Origin of the sequence: Streptomyces sp. NPDC051452 (assembly GCF_044454765.1) — a bacterium.
GTDB lineage: Bacteria > Actinomycetota > Actinomycetes > Streptomycetales > Streptomycetaceae > Streptomyces.
This window is the reverse complement of the sequence record NZ_JBITEB010000013.1, coordinates 50969-69961: the sequence shown is the minus strand read 5'-3', so window position 1 is coordinate 69961 and position 18993 is coordinate 50969. Positions and strand designations below refer to the sequence as shown.

Annotated in this window: 13 protein-coding genes; 3 read left to right on the top strand and 10 right to left on the bottom strand. The window is 72.0% G+C overall.

Going from position 1 to position 18993, the window contains the following annotated elements; translation table 11 throughout:
- Positions 1–216: 216 nt before the first annotated feature.
- From ACIBA9_RS26935 to ACIBA9_RS26920, 4 genes are all read right to left on the bottom strand, one after another.
- Positions 217–2310, bottom strand: a complete 2094-nt coding sequence (locus tag ACIBA9_RS26935) for an ATP-dependent DNA helicase (RefSeq protein ID WP_399366893.1) — start codon at positions 2308–2310, stop codon at positions 217–219.
- A gap of 459 nt (positions 2311–2769) precedes the next feature.
- Positions 2770–3555 (bottom strand): GNAT family N-acetyltransferase, encoded by a 786-nt coding sequence (locus tag ACIBA9_RS26930; protein WP_399366892.1) that lies wholly within the window; start codon positions 3553–3555, stop codon positions 2770–2772.
- An 80-nt stretch (positions 3556–3635) separates the two neighbouring features.
- Positions 3636–5822: an IucA/IucC family protein gene (locus tag ACIBA9_RS26925; protein ID WP_399366891.1), complete on the bottom strand. Its 2187-nt coding sequence runs from the start codon at positions 5820–5822 to the stop codon at positions 3636–3638.
- Between the two features lie 351 nt (positions 5823–6173).
- Positions 6174–7616: a diaminobutyrate--2-oxoglutarate transaminase family protein gene (locus ACIBA9_RS26920; RefSeq protein WP_399367077.1), complete on the bottom strand. Its 1443-nt coding sequence runs from the start codon at positions 7614–7616 to the stop codon at positions 6174–6176.
- Positions 7617–8014: 398 nt separating this feature from the next.
- Here ACIBA9_RS26920 and ACIBA9_RS26915 point away from each other — a divergent pair, with 398 nt between their 5' ends.
- Entirely contained in the window at positions 8015–9238 is a 1224-nt protein-coding gene (locus ACIBA9_RS26915) for a trypsin-like serine peptidase (RefSeq protein WP_399366890.1), read from the top strand.
- A gap of 96 nt (positions 9239–9334) precedes the next feature.
- Here ACIBA9_RS26915 and hflX read toward each other — a convergent pair whose 3' ends face one another.
- From hflX to miaA, 6 genes are all read right to left on the bottom strand, one after another.
- Positions 9335–10825 (bottom strand): GTPase HflX, encoded by a 1491-nt coding sequence (gene hflX, locus ACIBA9_RS26910; RefSeq protein WP_362157637.1) that lies wholly within the window; start codon positions 10823–10825, stop codon positions 9335–9337.
- A gap of 258 nt (positions 10826–11083) precedes the next feature.
- Complete coding sequence (locus tag ACIBA9_RS26905; RefSeq protein ID WP_399366889.1) at positions 11084–12607, bottom strand: M1 family metallopeptidase; 1524 nt, start codon at positions 12605–12607, stop codon at positions 11084–11086.
- Positions 12608–12769: 162 nt separating this feature from the next.
- Positions 12770–15022, bottom strand: a complete 2253-nt coding sequence (locus tag ACIBA9_RS26900) for a RelA/SpoT family protein (RefSeq protein ID WP_399366888.1) — start codon at positions 15020–15022, stop codon at positions 12770–12772.
- A gap of 282 nt (positions 15023–15304) precedes the next feature.
- Positions 15305–16174 (bottom strand): diaminopimelate epimerase, encoded by an 870-nt coding sequence (dapF, locus tag ACIBA9_RS26895; RefSeq protein ID WP_399366887.1) that lies wholly within the window; start codon positions 16172–16174, stop codon positions 15305–15307.
- A gap of 162 nt (positions 16175–16336) precedes the next feature.
- Complete coding sequence (locus tag ACIBA9_RS26890) at positions 16337–16840, bottom strand: hypothetical protein (protein ID WP_362157972.1); 504 nt, start codon at positions 16838–16840, stop codon at positions 16337–16339.
- Between the two features lie 107 nt (positions 16841–16947).
- A complete protein-coding gene (gene miaA, locus ACIBA9_RS26885) occupies positions 16948–17886 on the bottom strand; it encodes a tRNA (adenosine(37)-N6)-dimethylallyltransferase MiaA (RefSeq protein WP_399366886.1) in 939 nt (312 codons plus the stop codon).
- 183 nt (positions 17887–18069) lie between these two features.
- Between miaA and ACIBA9_RS26880 the strand changes: the two genes are divergently transcribed.
- The gene (locus ACIBA9_RS26880) at positions 18070–18603 is read left to right on the top strand and encodes a hypothetical protein (RefSeq protein WP_399366884.1); all 534 of its coding nucleotides are present in this window, start codon (positions 18070–18072) and stop codon (positions 18601–18603) included.
- A gap of 24 nt (positions 18604–18627) precedes the next feature.
- Positions 18628–18927, top strand: coding sequence for an antitoxin (locus ACIBA9_RS26875; protein WP_399366883.1), 300 nt, complete (start codon positions 18628–18630; stop codon positions 18925–18927).
- Positions 18928–18993 lie beyond the last annotated feature (66 nt).

Below are 18993 nucleotides of genomic sequence, written 5' to 3'. Positions count from 1 at the left end.
CTCCCTGACCGGGCCCCGGAACCCCTGCGCCGGTTCCGGGGCCCTGCGTGTGCCCACCGTGGCTCGCGCGCTGTACGACCGTCCGGGCTGGCCCGGGCGGTCGTACGTCGTTCAGGGCCGGGAGGGTGGGGCTCCGTCCGAGACCGGGCGGGGTGGGGTGTGGCAGGCGTACGTCGCCGGGGTGGGCCGACCTGCGTCGACCGGCCCACCTCACGATCACTTCGCCGCGGCCTCCGTGGCTGCCGGCTCCGCTTCCGTCTGCACCGGCTCGGCGTGCCCGGCCCCTGGCTGGCCGGTCTCCGCCTGGCCGGTCTCCGCCTGCCTGGCTTCCGCCTGGCCGGCCTCTGCCTGTTTCGCCGCCGCGTCGATCGCCGCCAGCGACCGGCGGGCCTGGTTACGGTCCGTCGTGTACCAGAAGTCGGGCAGTGACGCCCTGAGGTAGCTGCCGTACCGCGCGGTGGCCAGTCGCTGGTCGAGTACGGCGACCACGCCCCGGTCACCCGACGCGCGGACCAGACGGCCGGCGCCCTGGGCCATCAGCAGGGCCGCGTGGGTGGCCGCCACCGCCATGAAGCCGTTGCCGCCCGCCTCCTCGACCGCCTTCTGGCGTGCGCTCATCAGCGGGTCGTCGGGGCGCGGGAACGGAATCTTGTCCATGACGACCAGCTGGCAGCTGGGGCCGGGGACGTCGACGCCCTGCCACAGCGACAGCGTGCCGAAGAGACAGGTCGCCGGGTCGGCCGCGAAGTTCTTGATCAGCTCGCCGAGCGTCTCCTCGCCCTGCAACAGGATCGGGAACTCGGGAATCCGGGAGCGGAGCTCTTCCGCGGCGAGCTGGGCGGCCCGCATGGAAGAGAACAGGCCGAGCGTGCGACCGCCGGCCGCCTGGATCAGCTCGGTCAGTTCGTCGAGCATGTCGGCGCGGTCGCCGTCCCTCGCGGGACGGGCCAGATGCTTGGCGACGTAAAGGATGCCCTGTTTGGGGTAGTCGAAGGGCGAGCCGACATCGACGCCCTTCCACTGCGGCAGGTCCTCCCCCTCCACGCCCTCGGGGCCTAGCCCCAGGGAGGCGCCGACGCCGTTGAAGTCCCCGCCCAGCTTGAGGGTGGCGGAGGTGAGGACGACGCTGCGGTCCGCGAAGAGCTTCTCCCGGAGCAGCCCCGAGACTGACATGGGAGCGACGCGGAGGGAAGCGCCGAAGCGGTCGTGCCGCTCGTACCAGACGACGTCCCATTCCGAGCCGTTCACGACCCGCTCCGCCACGTCGTGCACCGTCTCGACCGAGGCCAGCGCCTGCTTGCGGACCGCGTCCTCGTCCTGGACCGACTTGTCGCGGGTCGCGCCGATCGCGGAGATCACCGTCCGGGCCGCGTCCCGCAGCGCCATCAGGGCGTAGCCGAGATCTTCCGGGATCTCCTCGAGACGACCGGGCAGGGCCAGCTCCATCAGCCGCTCGAAGCCCTCGGCGGCGGTCTGGAGCTGATCGGCGGCCTTCTCGTTGACAAGCTTGGCGGCCCGGCGCACCGCGCGGTTGACCTGGCCGGGTGTGAGTTCGCCGGTGGCGACACCGGTGACCCGCGAGACCAGTTCGTGTGCCTCGTCCACGATCAGTACCTCGTGCTGCGGCAGCACGGGGGCACCCTCGATGGCGTCGATGGCCAGGAGCGCGTGGTTGGTGACCACGACTTCGGCGAGCTTGGCGCGCTCACGGGCCGTCTCCGCGAAGCACTCGGCGCCGTACGCGCACTTCGACGCGCCCAGACACTCCCGCGACGACACCGACACCTGTGCCCAGGCGCGGTCGGAGACGCCCGGCGTCAGATTGTCCCGGTCACCGGTCTCGGTCTCGTCCGCCCAGTCCCGCAGCCGCAGCAGGTCCTGGCCCAGCTTGCTGGTGGGCGCGGCGGCCTCGAACTGGTCGAAGAGACCCTCCTCCTCGTCCTGCGGCATGCCCTCGTGCAGGCGGTGCAGGCACAGGTAGTTCGAGCGGCCCTTGAGCATCGCGAACTCGGGGCGTCGACGCAGCAGCGGATGCAGGGCGTCGACCGTGCGGGGCAGGTCGCGCTCGACCAGCTGGCGCTGCAGCGCCAGCGTGGCCGTCGCGACGATCACCCGTTCTCCGTGCGCGAGCGCGGGCACGAGGTAGCCCAGCGACTTACCGGTGCCGGTGCCGGCCTGGATCAACAGATGGGATCCGTCGTCGATCGCCTCGGCGACCGCTTCGGCCATGGTCACCTGGCCGGGGCGCTCCGTGCCGCCGACGGCAGCGACAGCGGCATGCAGGAGTTCGGGGAGTGAGGGCTTCGTCATAGCCCGACCACCCTACGGCGCGGCACTGACAAACGTGCGCCGACGGCGGAGTCCAGGGTGCTGCAGGGAGCCGGTGACCGCGCCGGTCGCGCGGTTCCCGGCCCGGTGGATCGCCCGGGCTGTACGGCGGAGACGACATCCGCACGAGTGAAGGTGGTCTCGGACTGCGGCGACCGGGACGACCTGCGGTGACCTATTCGGCCCCGGTGCCCCGTCGACCTTCACCCCCTCGGCCCTTGCCCCCTACGCCCGCTCGCCCCTTCACCTGTCGCGTCTACCTGCCGCGCAAGGCGCGCACCCCTCCCGCATGGCGCGCCGCCCTTCTTACCCATCGCGTCGGCATTCCGCCCGAACGGCCATGGCGCGTCCCGCCTCCGCACATCTCAGAAAATGTTCGTGCGGATGGGAACACCTCGCCTTCGCGGTTCGTACTCATTGTGAGCGCTCGAACACATGAAGCTATGACAGATCGCGCAGGATCCGGTCCCTGATCATGAGGGCGGCCCGTTTGTCGGGCAGGTCGATCTCGGCGGCGAGCCGGAAGCCGGCGCTCAGGAACGCGGCGACGGAGGGGGTGTTGCGAAGGTCGGGTTCCGCCACGACACGGGCGCACGCGGGTCGCCGGGCGAGGACGAGGTCGGTAACGGCCCTGAGCAGGGCGGTGCCGACGCCCTGTCCACGGTCCGCCGCACCGCCGAGCAGGAGGTGGATCCCGGTGTCGTTCGGGCGTGCCGGGTAGTACCGGGCCAGGGGGTCCAGGTCGGCCCGGTAGATCTCCCAGTAGCTGATGGGGGTGCCGTCAAGCATCCCCAGGCACGGCACGCTGCGCCCGTCGCCGTCGAGCTGTGTCCGCAGGTGTTCCTCCGTCCGGTTCCGGGGCCCGGCCAGCTCCCAGAACTCCGCGACGGCGGGGTCGTTCATCCAGCCGTGGATCAGCGGCAGGTCGCGCTCGATGCGTACGGGTACCAGGTGGAAGGAGCCGACGGGGGTGGCGACCGGCCCCCACATGGGAAGACGGTCGAGGAGGTCGGGTGTCCCCGTGCTGAAGAGGGCGATGTATTCGGAGGGGAGGTGCAGATCCAGCGTGTCCTCGCTGTCGGCGTCGTCGTCATCGACGGTGAACTCGCCGAACAGGGCGGCCCGCCTGCGGGTGGAGTCCGCTCGGGACCCGATGGGGTCCGGGCGGGTGGAAGCGAAGCGGGAGGCGGCGGAGCCGGAGGCGGCGCCTGCATCGGGGGGAAGCATCGTGCGCTCCTCTCAGGAGTCGGGGTGGGTCATGGTCCTCGGGAGTGCGAGACGGAGGGAAAGGTCGCTCGGTAACGGGTTCAGAAGTGAAGGGGGTTGGCGATGGTGACGTACACGGACTGGGTGTCGACCGGGCCGACTAGTTCGTCCAGGCCGCGCAGCCGAGTCAGCAGGTTGGCCTTGCAGCGCAGGACGGGTGAGTCGAGGAGACGGTCGGGCAGGGGGGTGCGCAGAGCGCCGGGGCCCGAGGCGAGACCGGTGAGGAAGCGGCGGAAGGCCGCGAGGAGCAGCCGTTCGTCGGCCAGACCCTGGGAGCCGAGAGCCCCGATCAGTCCGAACACGTTGTTGACGGCCAGGTAGTAGGCGAAGCGTTCGTCGGTGACCTCGTCGGAGACGAAGGTGTCGCTGCGCTCGCCGATGCCGGGCAGCCGGGCCGACAGGTCGGCGCGCCGGGATTCACGGAAGTAGTACCCCTGGTTGTCGCGGTATCGGCCGCCCACGGGCCAGCCGTGGTCGTCCAGCAGGACCAGCGTGTTCTGCTGGTGGGCTTCGAGTGCGACGCCCGCCTCGCTGTCCAGCCAGAGCACGGGGCGGACGACCTGTTCGAGGTAGCGCAGGAACCACTCCGCGGCGACGGCTCCGACGGGGCGACCGGTGCGGGCGGCGAGTCGCACGACGAGTTGGTCCAGTCGGGACCGCATGGGCCGAGCAAGCCCGGTGGGCGCAGTGGCCGCAGCGGGTCGAGCGGCTTGCGGGGGTGTGGCGTCGGGGTGTTCATCGGGGAGGGGGCGCGGAGAGACGAGTCCGGCGACGCAGCCGACGTCGACGGCCTGAGCGAACGGGTTGTGCCTGATCATCACGTCCAGTCCGGGCACGGGCACTCCGTCCGGGCTGTCCACGGCGAGCCAGGCCGGGTCACGGACGATGTCGAAGCCGGGATGCACGGCCTGCCACTCCTTGAACAGGCCGGTGCGCAAAAGCCGGTGCACCTCGACTCCGCGATGGAGTTCCTTGCGCAGGTTCTCCCGGCGGGAGTTGGTGATGCGCAGGCCCAGCGACAGCTTGAGCATCGCGGGCGCCCCGGATCGGTGGACGGTGCGCACGGAGGAGGTCGGATGCCAGGGCGCCCCGGCCGGGCCGAGGTCGCGCAGAAGCCCGGAGTCGAGGAGGGCCGCGACGGGTTCACGGTGCCGCACATCGCGCGCCTGCCAGGGGTGCAGCGGCAGGGCGGTGTAGCCGTCGGGCAGGGGCAGTGCGGCGCCGGCGAGACGTCGGGTGAGGTGGTCGGCGGGAACGGTGCGGCCGCGCTCGGTCCAGGCCGAGTCCGTGGCGAGCAGTGAGGGGGCGACGGCCATCCAGTGCAGGGGAAAGGAGCCGCGCAGTTCCGGTGAGTACAGGCGGGCTTCGGCGTCCGTCAGACCTTCACGGCCCTTGGGGGTGGGGTGCAGGGGGTGTCCGAGGAGAAGCGCCTGCTCGGCGCCGAGGAAGAGGTCGGGGGTGTCGGCGGGGTGTGCGCGCCGGTCCTGGATGAAGGTCGTGGTGCGGCGCACGGAGTCGGCCACCCTGGCCACGAGGTCACCACCGTCACCGGTGGCTCCGGTTGTGCCGGGGGTGGGGAGGGTGATGGTGCGGGGCGAGGTGCGGGAGGTGCCGTCCGGGTGGAGTGGTGTGGTGCCGCGGGGGCGAGGTGTGCCGTCCTGGATACGGGGGGTGCCGTCCGGGGTGTGGGGCGTGCCGTCCGCGGCGAAGGCGTATTCCTCGGCGGTTTCCTCCGCGTTTTCCTCGGTGGGCGGCGCCTGGGCGATGAACGCATCGCGCGGTCCGCTGTCTCGGGGCGCTGTCTCCCTGGTCAGGAGTGCCGCGAGGGTGACGGCGTCGACGGGTGGGGCGTCCATGGGGGCGCTGGTGAGGCGTGGGGTGCCGAAGCGATGCCAGCCCGTCGGGGACCAGTAGCGAACCGGAACGGTCAGGGAGGCGCCGCTGGCCGGCAGTGGGATGTGGAGGATGCCGGTGGCGGGGGCGGCGAGGTCGGTCTCGCGTACCCAGCACCGCAGCAGGTTCTCCACTGCGGCGGCCTGGGCGGCGGTGCCGGGGTCGGGGTCGTCGAGCGCGTCGGCGCCGGGCTCAGTGGGCCGGGTCACCGACACGCTTCGTCTCTTCTGCTGGGGAACGGAGTCGGCGAGTGGGACGGGAGAGTTCGAGGCGCCCGAATCTCCCTGTTCGTCGGGAGCACCGGAGCGGCCGTCGGGAGTGGGGGTGTCGTTCATGACGGCTCCTGGGGCTGGAGGTGGGAAGGGACGGGCTGTCTCCCGTTGGCGTCCGCTGGTCGTCGCGTTGGGTCGGTGGCCGATCCGGCTGGACCGGTGACGGGGCGGGACCGCCGCCCGGGCGGCCCGGGTGACTGGGCAGGTCCGCAGCGGGCGGGCCGGGCCGTGCCGTGGGGAGGCCGGCCGTGGGAGATGGCTGGAGGTTGCAGGTCGGTGGGCACTGGGCTGCGGCGTGGGGAGACGGCGTGGTCGGGGAGTTGGACGTCCTTGGAGGGAGGCGTGGTGGGGATGGCTCGGTCAGGATCGCGTGGCCGGTGCCTGGGCGGCGGCCGGGCAAAGGCCGGGCGGACTTCAGCCCGCGGGCCGGGCCGGAGCGTGCGGGTGTGGGTGGTGGTCCGGGTGATCGTGGGCCACGGCTGCCACCGCGTCCGTCAGGCGGTCGAGGACCGCTGTGGCCTGCTCGTCGCTCAGGGTCAGGGGCGGGAGCAGCCGGACGACGGCCGAGTGACGGCCGCCCAGTTCGACGATCAGCCCGCGCCGCAGGCACTCCCGCTGGACGGCCGCCGCGAGTTCGGGCGCGGCCGGGCGGGGGGTGCGTGTCGGATCCGTTCCGCCCAACGACACGGGCTGCTCGCCGGACGTCCCGTCGAAGAGCGTTCCGTCGTCGCCCTCGGGTCGCACCAGCTCGATCCCGATCATCAGCCCTCGCCCCCGCACGTCGCCCACACACGCGAGTGCTCCGAGGTCTTGTCTGAGTCGGGTCAGCATGCGCGAGCCGAGTTCGGCGGCTCGGGGGGCGAGTCCGTTCTCGCGGACGTAGGCGAGGGTGGCGGTGCCGGCGGCCATGGCGAGCTGGTTGCCGCGGAAGGTGCCCGCGTGGGCGCCGGGTCGCCAGACGTCGAGATCGTCGCGGTAGACGATCACGGCCAACGGCAGGCTGCCGCCGATGGCCTTGGACAGGACCATGACGTCGGGGGTGATGCCACTGTGGTCGACGGCCCAGAAGGCACCGGTGCGGCCGACTCCGGTCTGGATTTCGTCGGCGATCAGGGGGATGGACCGGTCCGCGGTGAGCCGTCGCATACGGCGCAGCCAGTCGTCGGGAGCGGGGATCACTCCGCCCTCGCCCTGGACGGGTTCGAGAATCATGCCGGCGGGCCGGGGTACGCCCGACTTGGGGTCGTCGAGCAGGGACTGCGCCCAGCGGGCGCCGAGTTCGGCGCCGTGGGGGCCGCCGATGCCGAAGGGGCAGCGATAGTCCTGCGGGTAGGGCAGGCGGGTGACCTGGACGTCGTGGGCGTCGCCGGAGGCGGCGAGCGCACCGGCGGTCATGCCGTGGTAGGCGCCGGTGAAGGCGAGGATGCCGGTGCGGCCGGTGGCGGCACGGACCAGCTTCAGGGCGGCTTCGACCGCGTCGGTGCCGGCAGGCCCGCAGAACTGGACCCGGGCCCGGTCGGCGAGGCCGGGCGGCAGCGTGCCGAACAGTTCGGTGACGAAGGCGTCCTTGACGGGTGTCGCGAGGTCGAGGACGGAGAGGGGGGCACCGGAGTCCAGGACCCCCCGGACGGCTTCCAGGACGACCGGGTGGTTGTGGCCGAGCGCGAGTGTGCCGGCGCCGGAGAGGCAGTCGAGGTAGCGGCGGCCGTCGGCGCCCTCGATGGTGAGCCCGCGTGCCCGGACCGGGACGATGGGCAGGGCCCGGGCGTAGGTGCGTGCCGAGGACTCACGCGCCGACTGGCGTCTCAGGATCCCCTCGTGGGCGACTCGGGCCGCCTCTTGCGGCCCGCCGGCCATCGACTCCGTAACGGCCACGGCTCGTCGTCCTCCCCGCTGTTCAGAGGCCAGTTGGTCCCCGGGGGCCGGACACAGGCAGCAGGCCCCCCACCCCTACAACCGTGGACCGGTCGGCGGGTTACGGGTCGCCCCGGACCATTGCCGGCGGAGTGCCGGTCGGCCGGCCGCCCGGGCCCGGAGGTGAACGCACGTCAAATCGGGCCATCTGCGGATGATCGGCCAGGTCAGAAGGCTTGTAGCCGAACCGTTGCCGTTCCGGCGGAAGTCCCCCACAGCGAGCGCATAGTGTGTGATGCCGTTCCCAGAAGGTCGTGGGACCGACGTGAACTCCCCATGGGTTCAACGGCGGTGTCGCGGCTTAAGCGCCGAGTTCCTTCACAGCAGGGGGAGTCAAGAGCATGCGATCCATACGGCCGTCGTTCACCGTTCGGCGAGGGAGGGGCGGCCGCCGTACCTCCCCCGCCCTGGCGACGGTCGCCCTCGTGTCGGCGCTGGCGCTGACCGCCACCGCCTGCAACGGCGACGACAACGCCGACGCCCGGCCGACCGCCACCGCGACGGCGGCGGGCACCGGCGACGGCAAGATCAGGATCCCGGACGACCTCAAGAAGAGGCTCAAGGAGCACGGGATCGACCTCGACAAGTGGAAGAACGGCGCCTGGAAGAACTGGAACAGGGACGACTGGCTGCGCGAGGCCAACGACTTCGTCAACCCGATCATCAAGGGCCTGTGGAACCCGGACCGGATGCGGGACGCCAACGACCCCGACAAGGGCGTCGACGACAACGACATCTCCGGTGACCAGGGGGTCACGGACCCGACGCCGCAGCCGGTGAGGGCGCAGGCGGTCGCGCCGCCGTATCACTCCCGGGCGGCCACTTCGGGGAAGGTGTTCTTCGACTCGCCGCAGGGCACCATGGTGTGCTCGGCGACGGTTGTCGAGGACCCGGCGCATCCGGGCCGGTCCAACATGATCTGGACGGCCGGACACTGCGTGCACGCCGGCAAGAGCGGTGGCTGGTACCGGAACATCGCGTTCGTGCCGTCGTACAACAACGCCGGTAAGTCCAGCGCGCAGTTGCAGGGTGCCAGCCGGTCCGAGGTCGCCCCCTACGGCGTCTGGTGGGCCGACGCGGCGCAGACCTCCCAGCAGTGGATCGACCAGGGCGGCGAGACGGGCGGCAACGGCGCCTCGTACGACTTCGCGGTCATCCATGTCACGCCGGAGCAGGGCAACGCGGGCAAGTCCCTCGAGGAGACGGTCGGCGGGGCGCTGCCGGTGAACTTCGATGCGCCGGCCGTGCCGAAGGTTTCCAGCATCACGGCGTCCGGGTATCCGGCGGCGGCTCCTTACGACGGTCAGCTGCTCTACCAGTGCCAGGACAAGCCGGGCCGGCTGTCCATCGCGAAGTCGGACCCGACGATGTACCGGATCGGCTGCACGATGACCGGTGGCTCCTCCGGTGGCGGCTGGGTGGAGACCGGCGCGGACGGCAAGCCGGCCCTGGTGTCCAACACCTCGATCGGTCCGGTGAGTTCGGGCTGGCTGGCCGGTCCCCGGCTGGGTGGGGTGGCCAAGGGCGTGTACGACTCGGTGAGCAAGAAGTTCGCCGGGCGGTGACAGCGCTCGCGCGGACGTGACGAAGGCCCGCCGCCCCGAGGGGGTGGCGGGCCTTCGTACGGCCGTCGGCGGTGCCGCGGCACGGGTGCCTGTGGGTCAGGCCGCGGGGGCCGGGACGTAGGGCGCCAGGTCGGCCGCCAGTTCCTCGTGCACCCGGACCTTGATCAGGGTGCCGTCCGCGGTGTGCTCCTCGGAGAGCACCTCGCCCTCGGTGTGGGCCCGGGCGACCAGCTTGCCGTGGGTGTACGGCACCAGCGCCTCGATCTCGACCGAGGGCCGGGGCAGCTCGTCGTCGATCAGCGCCAGCAGTTCCGCCAGGCCCTGGCCCGTACGGGCCGAGATGGCGAGGGAGCGCTTCTCCACCCGGAGCAGCCGCTGCAGGACCAGCGGGTCGGCCGCGTCCGCCTTGTTGATCACGACGATCTCGGGCACGCCGGTGGCGCCGACGTCCCGGATCACCTCACGCACGGCCGCGAGCTGCTCCTCCGGGGCCGGGTGCGAGCCGTCCACCACGTGCAGGATCAGGTCGGAGTCACCGACCTCCTCCATGGTGGAGCGGAACGCCTCGACCAGGTGGTGCGGCAGGTGCCGGACGAAGCCGACGGTGTCGGCGAGCGTGTACAGCCGGCCGCTCGGGGTCTCCGCGCGGCGGACGGTCGGGTCCAGGGTCGCGAACAGGGCGTTCTCGACCAGGACGCCGGCGCCGGTGAGGCGGTTGAGCAGGGAGGACTTGCCGGCGTTGGTGTAGCCCGCGATGGCGACGGACGGCACCTTGTTGCGCCGTCGTTCCTGGCGCTTGATCTCGCGGCCGGTCTTCATCTCCGCGATCTCCCGGCGCATCTTCGCCATCTTCTCGCGGATCCGTCGCCGGTCCGTCTCGATCTTGGTCTCACCGGGGCCGCGCGTGGCGAGGCCGCCGCGGCCACCACCCATCTGCCGGGACAGCGACTGACCCCAGCCACGCAGCCGCGGCAGCATGTACTGCATCTGCGCGAGTGCGACCTGCGCCTTGCCCTCTCGGGACTTGGCGTGCTGGGCGAAGATGTCCAGGATCAGGGCCGTCCGGTCGATGACCTTGACCTTGACGACGTCCTCCAGCTGGATCAGCTGGCCCGGGCTCAGCTCACCGTCGCAGATGACGGTGTCCGCGCCGGTCTCGATGACGACATCACGCAGCTCCAGCGCCTTGCCGGAGCCGATGTAGGTGGCGGCGTCGGGCTTGTCACGGCGCTGGATGACGCCGTCGAGCACGATCGCGCCGGCGGTCTCGGCGAGGGCGGCGAGCTCCGCGAGGGAGTTGTCGGCGTCCTGCGCGGTGCCGGTGGTCCAGACGCCGACGAGTACGACCCGCTCCAGGCGGAGCTGGCGGTACTCGACCTCGGTGACGTCCTCCAGCTCGGTGGACAGTCCCGCCACGCGGCGCAGGGCCGCGCGCTCGGAGCGGTCGAACTGGTCGCCGTCCCGCTCGCCGTCGATCTCGTGGCTCCAGGCGACGTCCTCTTCCATCAGGGCATCGGCCCGAAGACCCTCGGGGTAGGCGTGCGCGGAGCGCTTGGTGTCCTGGGAAGGGGAAGAAGAGGAGGTCATTGGATCCTTACGTCGATGGGAGTGCCGTTCGAGGCTCGGTGCCGGTACCGATGTCGGTGCGCCGGTCGCCGGTACCGTCCGTGGGTTACAACGCCTGAGTACCCCCGGGGATTCCCGCGTCCCGTGCCGCGCCGACCGGAGGGCCGACAGGAAGATGGTCGCACGGGACGGCACGTCTCGTCATCGGGATATCACCGCCGGGCGCGCCCCCTCGTCACCGCCGCCCACGCTCCTCGTCACCGCCGCCCGCGCCCCTCGTCACCGCCGGGCGCGCGCCTTGCTCCCGTCGGGTGTCTGCCTCGGGGTCTGGGCCTGCGCCTGGGGTTTCCAGTCCGGGTGTCCGGGCATCGGCGGGGTCTTCTGACCGTACAGCCAGGCCTGGAAGAAGCCGTCCAGGTCGCGGCCGGCGACCGTCGAGGCCAGCCGCACGAAGTCGGCGGTGGTGGCGGTGGAGTCCCGGTGCCGGCGGACCCAGAGCCGTTCGAGGCGCTCGAAGGCCGGGCGGCCGATCTCCTGGCGCAGGGCGTAGAGGACGAGCGCGGCGCCGTCGTAGACGTTCGGCCGGAAGATGCTGATCTTTCGGCCGGGGGCGGGCGCCTTGGGCAGGGCGGGCGGGCCGCCGGACTCGCGCCAGCGGTCGGAGGCGCCGTAGGCGGCCTTCATCCGGTCCACCATCGGCCGGTGCGCCGTCTCCTCGCTGTAGAGCTCCTCGTACCAGGTGGCGTGTCCCTCGTTCAGCCAGACGTCGGACCAGGTGCGGGGGCTGACGCTGTCGCCGAACCACTGGTGGGACAGCTCGTGCACCATGATCGACTCGACGTACCACTTGGGGTAGGCGGGCTCGGTGAACACGTTCTCCTCGAAGAGCGAGAGCGTCTGTGTCTCCAGTTCGAAACCGGTGGAGGCCTTCGCCATGAGCACGCCATAGGTCTCGAACGGGTACGGGCCGACCTTGCCCTCCAGCCAGGCGATCTGGTCGGGCGTCTTGGCGAGCCAGGGTTCGAGGGCCTTGCGGTCGGCGCTGGGCACGACGTCGCGCACCGGCAGGCCGTGGGGACCCTCGCGGTGCACGACGGCGGAGCGGCCAATGGACACCTGGGCCAGCTCGGTGGCCATGGGGTGCTGGGTGCGGTAGGTCCAGGTGGTGCTGGGCCCGACCCGCCGTACCCCGGTGGGCAGGCCGTTGGCAACGGCCGTGTAGCCGTTCGGGGCGGTGATCCGGAAGGTGAAGACCGCCTTGTCGGACGGGTGGTCGTTGCACGGGAAGGCCAGGTGGGCGGCGTCGGCCTGGTTCGCCATGGCGAGACCGTCCGAGGTGCGTACCCAGCCGCCTTCCTGGTCCTTGACCGGCATGGGGTCGCTGGTGTGCCGCACGGTGATCCGGGTCCAGATGCCCCGGTGCAGACGGTGCTGCGGCGTGACGACCAGGTCTTCGCCGGCGGTGGCGAAGTCGGCGGGGCGCCCGTCGACCTCGACGGACCGCACGGTGCCGTGCGCGAAGTCGAGGTTGAGGCGGTCCAGGCCGGTGGTCGTCCAGGCGTCGATGGTGGTGACGGCCTCCAGCGGCTTGTCGTTGGTCCCGGGATACGTCAGGGACAGGTCGTACGCGGCGACGTCGTAGCCGGGATTGCCCAGGTACGGGTAGAGCCGGTCGCCGATGCCCAGGGGCTCGGCCGGGGCCGCGGCGGCCAGGAGACAGACGGAGACGGCGGAGGCGAGCAGGGCCGCCTTCCGGTGCCGGGAGATCCGCGGCTGGGTCCGGGAGCGTGGGATGAGCGACATGGACCACCGCTACCAGGGCATGCCCGCGCCGCGGCGGCGACGCGCGTCCGACCCACCCGAACGGGTCGCCGCGCGGGGGTCTTCCGCGCGCGTTCCCCGCGATCGCTCCCCCGGGCCGCCCACGGCACGCGTGGCTTGCGGGACGCGCGGGCCCCGCGGTCCTCAGAGGGCCTGTGCCTGATGCCGGGTCCGGCTCACGTCGAACACCCCGGGCACGTCCCGCATGGCGCGCATCAGGGCGGGGAGGTGTGTGGCGTCCGGAATCCGGAGGGTGTAGGTGTGGCGCACCCGCTGCTGACTGGGCGGTTCCACGGTGGCGGAGACGATGTCGCCACCCGCCGCCGCGATCGCCTCGGTCAGGTCGGCCAGCAGATGCGGGCGGCCGAACGATTCGGCGATCAGGGTGACCCGGCACTCGGCCGTGGCTCCCCAGCGCACGTCGATCGCCGCGCGCCCCCGGCCCTTCATGTGCGCCACGGCGGCGCACTCCGCGCGGTGCACGGTCACCACTCCCCCGCGCACGGTGAAGCCGGTGATCTCGTCCGGCGGCACGGGCGTACAGCACCCGGCGAGCCGCACCCGCGCCCCGGGTCCGTCCACGAGGACGTCGGCGCTCCGCTCAGGGCCGGCCGAGGCGTCCTCGGCGCCGTTCTCCCCAGCGCGTGCGCCGCTGTCCGCGAGGCGCGCGGGGCCACCGTCCTCGACGGGTGCGGGACGCGGACCGCCGGCCCCCTCGGTCCCGGCACCGCCGGACTCCTCGCTCTCCTCGCCACGGGCCTCCTCGGTCTCGCCGCCGCCGGGATGCGTGGTGAGCCAGCGCTGGATGGCGATGCGGGCGGCCGGGGTGTGGGCGTGCTCCAGCCACTCGCGGGAGGGCTCGGAGGCGGGGTCCTGGCCCATCAGGAGCTGGACGGTGTCGCCGTCCTTGAGAACGGTGCTCAGGGTCGCGAGCCGGCCGTTGACGCGGGCGCCGATGCAGGCGTGCGCGTCCTCGCCGTACTGGGCGTAGGCGGCGTCCACGCAGGTGGCACCCTCGGGCAGGCCGAGCGCGCCGCCGTCGGGTCGGAAGACGGTGATCTCGCGGTCCTGGGCGAGGTCCTCGCGCAGCGTGGACCAGAAGGTGTCGGGGTCGGGTGCGGCCCGCTGCCAGTCGAGGAGGCGGGAGAGCCAGCCGGGGCGGGTGGGGTCGGCGCGCTCGCCGTCGGCGGGGTCGTCGGCCCCGGGTGCGTACGGGTTGCCGAGGGCGACGACGCCGGCCTCGGCGACCTTGTGCATCTGGTGGGTGCGGATGAGGACTTCGACGACCTGTCCGTCCGTACGGGCCACCGCGGTGTGCAGCGACTGATACAGGTTGAACTTCGGTACGGCGATGAAGTCCTTGAACTCCGAGACGACCGGCGTCATACAGGTGTGCAGTTCGCCGAGGACGCCGTAGCAGTCGGCGTCCTCGCCGACCAGCACCAGCAGTCGGCCGAAGTCGGCGCCGCGCAGCCGTCCGCGCTTGCGGGCGACGCGGTGGACGGAGACGAAGTGCCGGGGGCGGATGAGGACTTCGGCCTGGATGTCGGCCTCGCGCAGCACGCCGCGCACCTCGTCGGCGACCTCGGCGAGCGGGTCGCTGTCGCGGGCGGCGTTGGCGGCGATGAGTTCCCTGGTGTGGTCGTACTCCTCGGGGTGGAGGATGGCGAAGACCAGGTCCTCCAGTTCGGTCTTGAGGGCCTGGACGCCGAGGCGTTCGGCGAGCGGGATGAGAACGTCCCGGGTGACCTTGGCGATCCGCGCCTGTTTCTCGGGGCGCATCACGCCGAGGGTGCGCATGTTGTGGAGGCGGTCGGCGAGTTTGATCGACATCACACGCACATCGCTGCCGGTGGCGACGAGCATCTTGCGGAAGGTCTCGGGCTCGGCGGCGGCCCCGTAGTCGACCTTCTCCAGTTTCGTGACGCCGTCGACGAGATAACGAACCTCCTCGCCGAACTGTTCCCGCACCTGTTCCAGCGTCACATCGGTGTCCTCGACGGTGTCGTGGAGCAGCGAGGCGGTCAACGTCGTCGTCTCGGCGCCGAGTTCGGCGAGGATGAGGGTCACGGCGAGCGGGTGGGTGATGTACGGCTCACCGCTCTTGCGCATCTGTCCGCGGTGCGAGGACTCGGCCAAGACGTAGGCGCGGCGCAGGGGTTCGAGGTCCGCGTCGGGGTGGTGGGCGCGGTGGGCCTCCACGACATGGCCGATGGCGTCGGGCAGTCTGCCGCGGACGGCGGGGCCGAGCAGCGCGGCCCGGCCGAGCCGGCGCAGGTCGATCCGGGGGCGGGACTTCCGGCGGCCCGGGGCGGGCGCCACGGAGGCCGTGAGCGCCTGCGGCGCTGGGGGCGCTACCGGGCCAGGGGTCGCAGGATTCGTGGCCTCCGCACTCATGGGCACCTCCGGCTCGTATACCGGCGGACGGGGCCCCAGGGCGTACGCGGCTCAGGGATGGCGACGTTCCCCCGTCCGTGCCGGTGCTTGATGCTATCGAGCCCACCACGTGTGACTGACCGCCTCTCGCCGAGCGTGAAACGGATCACCCATTCGAGCGACGAAAAGAAGGTTTAGGGTTTGCGCCACCTGCCCTGGACTCGGCCGGGGTTTCGAACGGCCCAGCCCCCGGAGAACCGCTGTTCCAAGCGCGCCGGGCCGTCGTCGGCGGGATTCGCCAGGTCAGTGGAGCGCACTTTCCAGCCACTCCGTGTCGATCTCACCCTCGGCGACGATCACGGCGGGTCCGGTCATCTCGACCTCGCCGTCAGGTCGTTCGGTGATGACCAGGCGGCCGCCGGGCAGATCGACGGTGTACGTCTCCGGGGTTCCGGTGACGGCCGGGTCGACGCCGTCGCGCCGCGCGGCGGCCACGACGACGGCGCAGGCACCCGTGCCACAGGAGCGGGTCTCGCCGGAGCCGCGCTCGTGCACCCGCATGGCGACATGGCGGGGGCCCCGGTCGACGACGAACTCGACGTTGACGCCGTCGGGGTAGGCGTCCGCCGGGCCGACCGGCGGCGGGTCGAGCAGCGGGCCCGCCTGCTGGAGGTCGGCCACGAAGGCGACCGCGTGCGGGTTGCCCATGTTGACGTTACGCGCGGGCCAGCTGTGCTCGCCGACGCTCACCGTGACATCCCCCTCGGGGAGGCGGGCGCGGCCCATACCGACGGTGACGTCGCCGTCCTTGGCGATGTGGACGGACTTCAGGCCCGCGCGTGTGGCGATCGTGAGGTCCCCTTCCGACACCTGCCCGGCCTGCCGCAGGTAGCGCGCGAACACACGGACGCCGTTGCCGCACATCTCGGCGATGGAGCCGTCGCCGTTGCGGTAGTCCATGAACCACTCCGCCTCGGCGGCCATGTCGGCGGCCTCCGGGTGCGCGGCGGACCGGACGACGTGCAGCACGCCGTCGCCCCCGATGCCGGCCCGGCGGTCGCACAGGGCGGCGACGGCGGCCGGCGTCAGGTCGAGGGTGTTGTCGGGGTCCGGGAGGATCACGAAGTCGTTCTCGGTGCCGTGACCCTTGAGGAAGGCGATCCGCGTGCTCATTCCTCGATCGTACGGCGTGGGTACGACATCCCGGGCGGCGAGCCCGCGCACACGGGCGGTGAGGTACGGCCAGGGCCTCGGATCAGGCCGGCCGGGATCGGGGGCACCGCACGGCCTTCCCGTGCCGGACCCCGCGACCCCGGCAAGATCCGAAAGGAGGCCCTAGCGGAGTCTGGCCACGCGCCATACGGCGAGGACGACCGCCACGGCGACCAGCAGCACGTAGGCGAACACGACCCGCCAGTCGGGGCGGCGGCCGGAGCCCCGCGCGGGCAGTCCCGGCCAGGTGTAGCCCACCCGGCGGGCGGCCATCATGCCCCAGCCGGCCGCACAGGAGCAGATCAGCAGACCGAGCATGGCGATGACCGCACCGCTGTCGCCGAAATCGAAGGCGAGTGGGAAGGCGAACATCAGGGAGCCGACGGCGGAGAGGCCCACGATGGGCGCGAGCTGCCAGATGCGCAGCCGGCGCTGCGGGCGCAGCTCGACCTCGACCTCCGGTCCGCCCGGGTACATCTCCTCGGGCGTGGGTCCGTCGGCCGTCACCACGCTCGGCGTCTCGTCGGGCCCGTCATCGGCCAGCCGGTCCTCCGGCTGTTCCGGTTCGTCACCGACGGTAGTGATCTGCTCGGCACCTGGTGCCGTGTCGCGAGGGCCGGCCTCCATCGCCACGCGCCCTCCCAACTAGGCTCCACTTGGTCGATCGAAGCTCGATGATGGCACGGCGCCGAAGGCCCCGATGACCCGCGGCGCATCCCGATGCCATCACGTGATCAGGCTGTGACCGGTCGTTCGATCAACGTCAGGGCCTGCTGCGGAAGTTCCCCGCGGTCCGCGGCGCCCCCACTCAGCCAGTGCACCCTGGGGTCACGCCTGAACCACGAATCCTGGCGGCGCGCGAAGCGCTTGGTGGCGCGCACGGTCTCGGCTCGCGCCTCCGCTTCGGTGCACTGCCCGGCGAGCGCCGCGAGCACCTGCTGGTAACCCAGCGCGCGCGCCGCCGTACGCCCCTCGCGAAGCCCGCGCGCCTCCAGGTCACGGACCTCGTCCAACAGGCCGGCGTCCCACATCCGGTCGACCCGGCGCGCGATGCGCTCGTCCAGTTCCGGACGAGCCACGTCGACACCGATCTGAACGGTGTCGTACACGGAGTCGTGGCCGGGCAGATTGGCGGTGAAGGGCTGGCCGGTGATCTCGATCACTTCCAGCGCCCGGACGATACGGCGGCCGTTGCCGGGCAGGATCGCGCGGGCGGCCTCCGGGTCGGTGGCGGCCAGACGCGCGTGCAGCGCGCCGGTACCGCGCAGCGCCAGCTCCTCCTCCAGGCGGGCCCGGACCAGAGGGTCGGTGCCGGGGAACTCCAGGTTGTCGACGGCTCCACGGACGTACAGACCGGAGCCGCCGACCAGGATGGGCCAGCGGCCCTCGGCGAGTAGGGCGTCGATCCGCGCGCGGGCCAGCTTCTGGTACTCGGCGACCGAGGCGGCGACCGTCACGTCCCAGATGTCCAGCAGATGGTGCGGCACGCCGCCGCGCTCCTCGGGCGTCAGCTTGGCGGTACCGATGTCCATCCCCCGGTACAGCTGCATGGAGTCGGCGTTGACGACCTCGCCGCCGAGCCGCTGCGCCAGGAAGACGCCGAGATCGGACTTTCCGGCCGCGGTGGGGCCGACTACGGCGATGACGCGGGGGGTGGGGGATGCGCTGCTCACCGCACCAGTCTCGCAAACCCCACGACCGGCTCTCGAACGAGTTACGTGACGGCGAGGGGCCCGGGTCGTTGCCCGAGGCGTGGCACCGCCCGCGGGAGCGCCGGGAGCGGTGACCCGGGCGGCGCAATCCGACGCACCGGGTGACGCGGGAATTCGCCCGCACGAGTACCGTATGGAGTGGAAATGGGCGTTTTGACACGACTCCTGGGCAGGTCGAAGACGACTCGGGAGGCGTCGGCGACTACTCGGAAGGCCTCGACGGTGGAGGTACCGGCGGGTGCGGAGCCGACGGCAACCGAGGTGACGGAGCCGGCGGCAACCGAGGCGACGGGAATCGCGAAGGCGCAGGGAGCCGGCTCGGCGGAGGCGGCGGGCTCGTCGGCCGTGGAGGGTTCCTCGGAGTCGGGGGGTTGTTCGGAGTCGGAGGGTTCTTCCGAGTCGCGGGAAGCGCGCGAGTCGTCGGAGGAAGCGCGGGCTTCGAGCGAGGTGGGACGGGGTACATGCGAAGCGACACGAGGTGCGGGCGAGGAGGCGCGAGGTACGGGCGAGGCGAGGGTTGCGGCCGGGAACGGGCGCGAGGCGGCCAGCGCCGGGACGGAGGCCGTCGGGACGGAGGCCGTGGCGGCCGAGGACGCGTCCACCGGCGCGGACATCCCGAGGCAGCAGTCCGCCGACGAGGCCGCCGACAACGAGGCAGGAGAGGGCGCCCACAGGTAGGTGTCCCGCGAGGGAAGGTGGACCATGGGTCTGTTGGACGATATGAAGAGCAAGCTCGGCCCGGCCAGGGACAAGGTGTCGGACCTGGCGCGGCAGCACGGGGACAAGGTGCAGCACGGCATCGACAAGGCCGCGAAGGCCGTCGACGAGCGGACCAAGGGCAAGTACAGCGACAAGATCCACGCGGGCACGGGCAAGGCCAAGGAGGCGGTGGACCGCCTCGCGCACAAGGACGAGCCGACCGCGGCGCCCCCCACGCCCCCGCCCACGCCGGCGGCCCCCATGCCCCCGACCCCTCCGGAGGGCCCGCCGCCGACTTCCTGAGGGTGTACCCCGGGTTCGGCGGGGTTCCCTGATTTCTCTGAACGGTAGAACGATGAACGCCGGACG

Excerpts from the sequence above, each read along its gene's own strand:
- ACIBA9_RS26930 (WP_399366892.1), bottom strand. The coding sequence starts at position 3,555 with ATGCTTCCCCCCGATGCAGGCGCCGCCTCCGGCTCCGCCGCCTCCCGC.
- ACIBA9_RS26880 (WP_399366884.1), top strand. The coding sequence starts at position 18,070 with ATGGGCGTTTTGACACGACTCCTGGGCAGGTCGAAGACGACTCGGGAG.
- ACIBA9_RS26935 (WP_399366893.1), bottom strand. The coding sequence starts at position 2,310 with ATGACGAAGCCCTCACTCCCCGAACTCCTGCATGCCGCTGTCGCTGCC.
- ACIBA9_RS26905 (WP_399366889.1), bottom strand. The coding sequence starts at position 12,607 with ATGTCGCTCATCCCACGCTCCCGGACCCAGCCGCGGATCTCCCGGCAC.
- ACIBA9_RS26900 (WP_399366888.1), bottom strand. The coding sequence starts at position 15,022 with ATGAGTGCGGAGGCCACGAATCCTGCGACCCCTGGCCCGGTAGCGCCC.
- dapF (WP_399366887.1), bottom strand. The coding sequence starts at position 16,174 with ATGAGCACGCGGATCGCCTTCCTCAAGGGTCACGGCACCGAGAACGAC.
- ACIBA9_RS26915 (WP_399366890.1), top strand. The coding sequence starts at position 8,015 with ATGCGATCCATACGGCCGTCGTTCACCGTTCGGCGAGGGAGGGGCGGC.
- hflX (WP_362157637.1), bottom strand. The coding sequence starts at position 10,825 with ATGACCTCCTCTTCTTCCCCTTCCCAGGACACCAAGCGCTCCGCGCAC.
- ACIBA9_RS26920 (WP_399367077.1), bottom strand. The coding sequence starts at position 7,616 with ATGGCCGGCGGGCCGCAAGAGGCGGCCCGAGTCGCCCACGAGGGGATC.
- ACIBA9_RS26890 (WP_362157972.1), bottom strand. The coding sequence starts at position 16,840 with ATGGAGGCCGGCCCTCGCGACACGGCACCAGGTGCCGAGCAGATCACT.
- ACIBA9_RS26925 (WP_399366891.1), bottom strand. The coding sequence starts at position 5,822 with ATGAACGACACCCCCACTCCCGACGGCCGCTCCGGTGCTCCCGACGAA.
- ACIBA9_RS26875 (WP_399366883.1), top strand. The coding sequence starts at position 18,628 with ATGGGTCTGTTGGACGATATGAAGAGCAAGCTCGGCCCGGCCAGGGAC.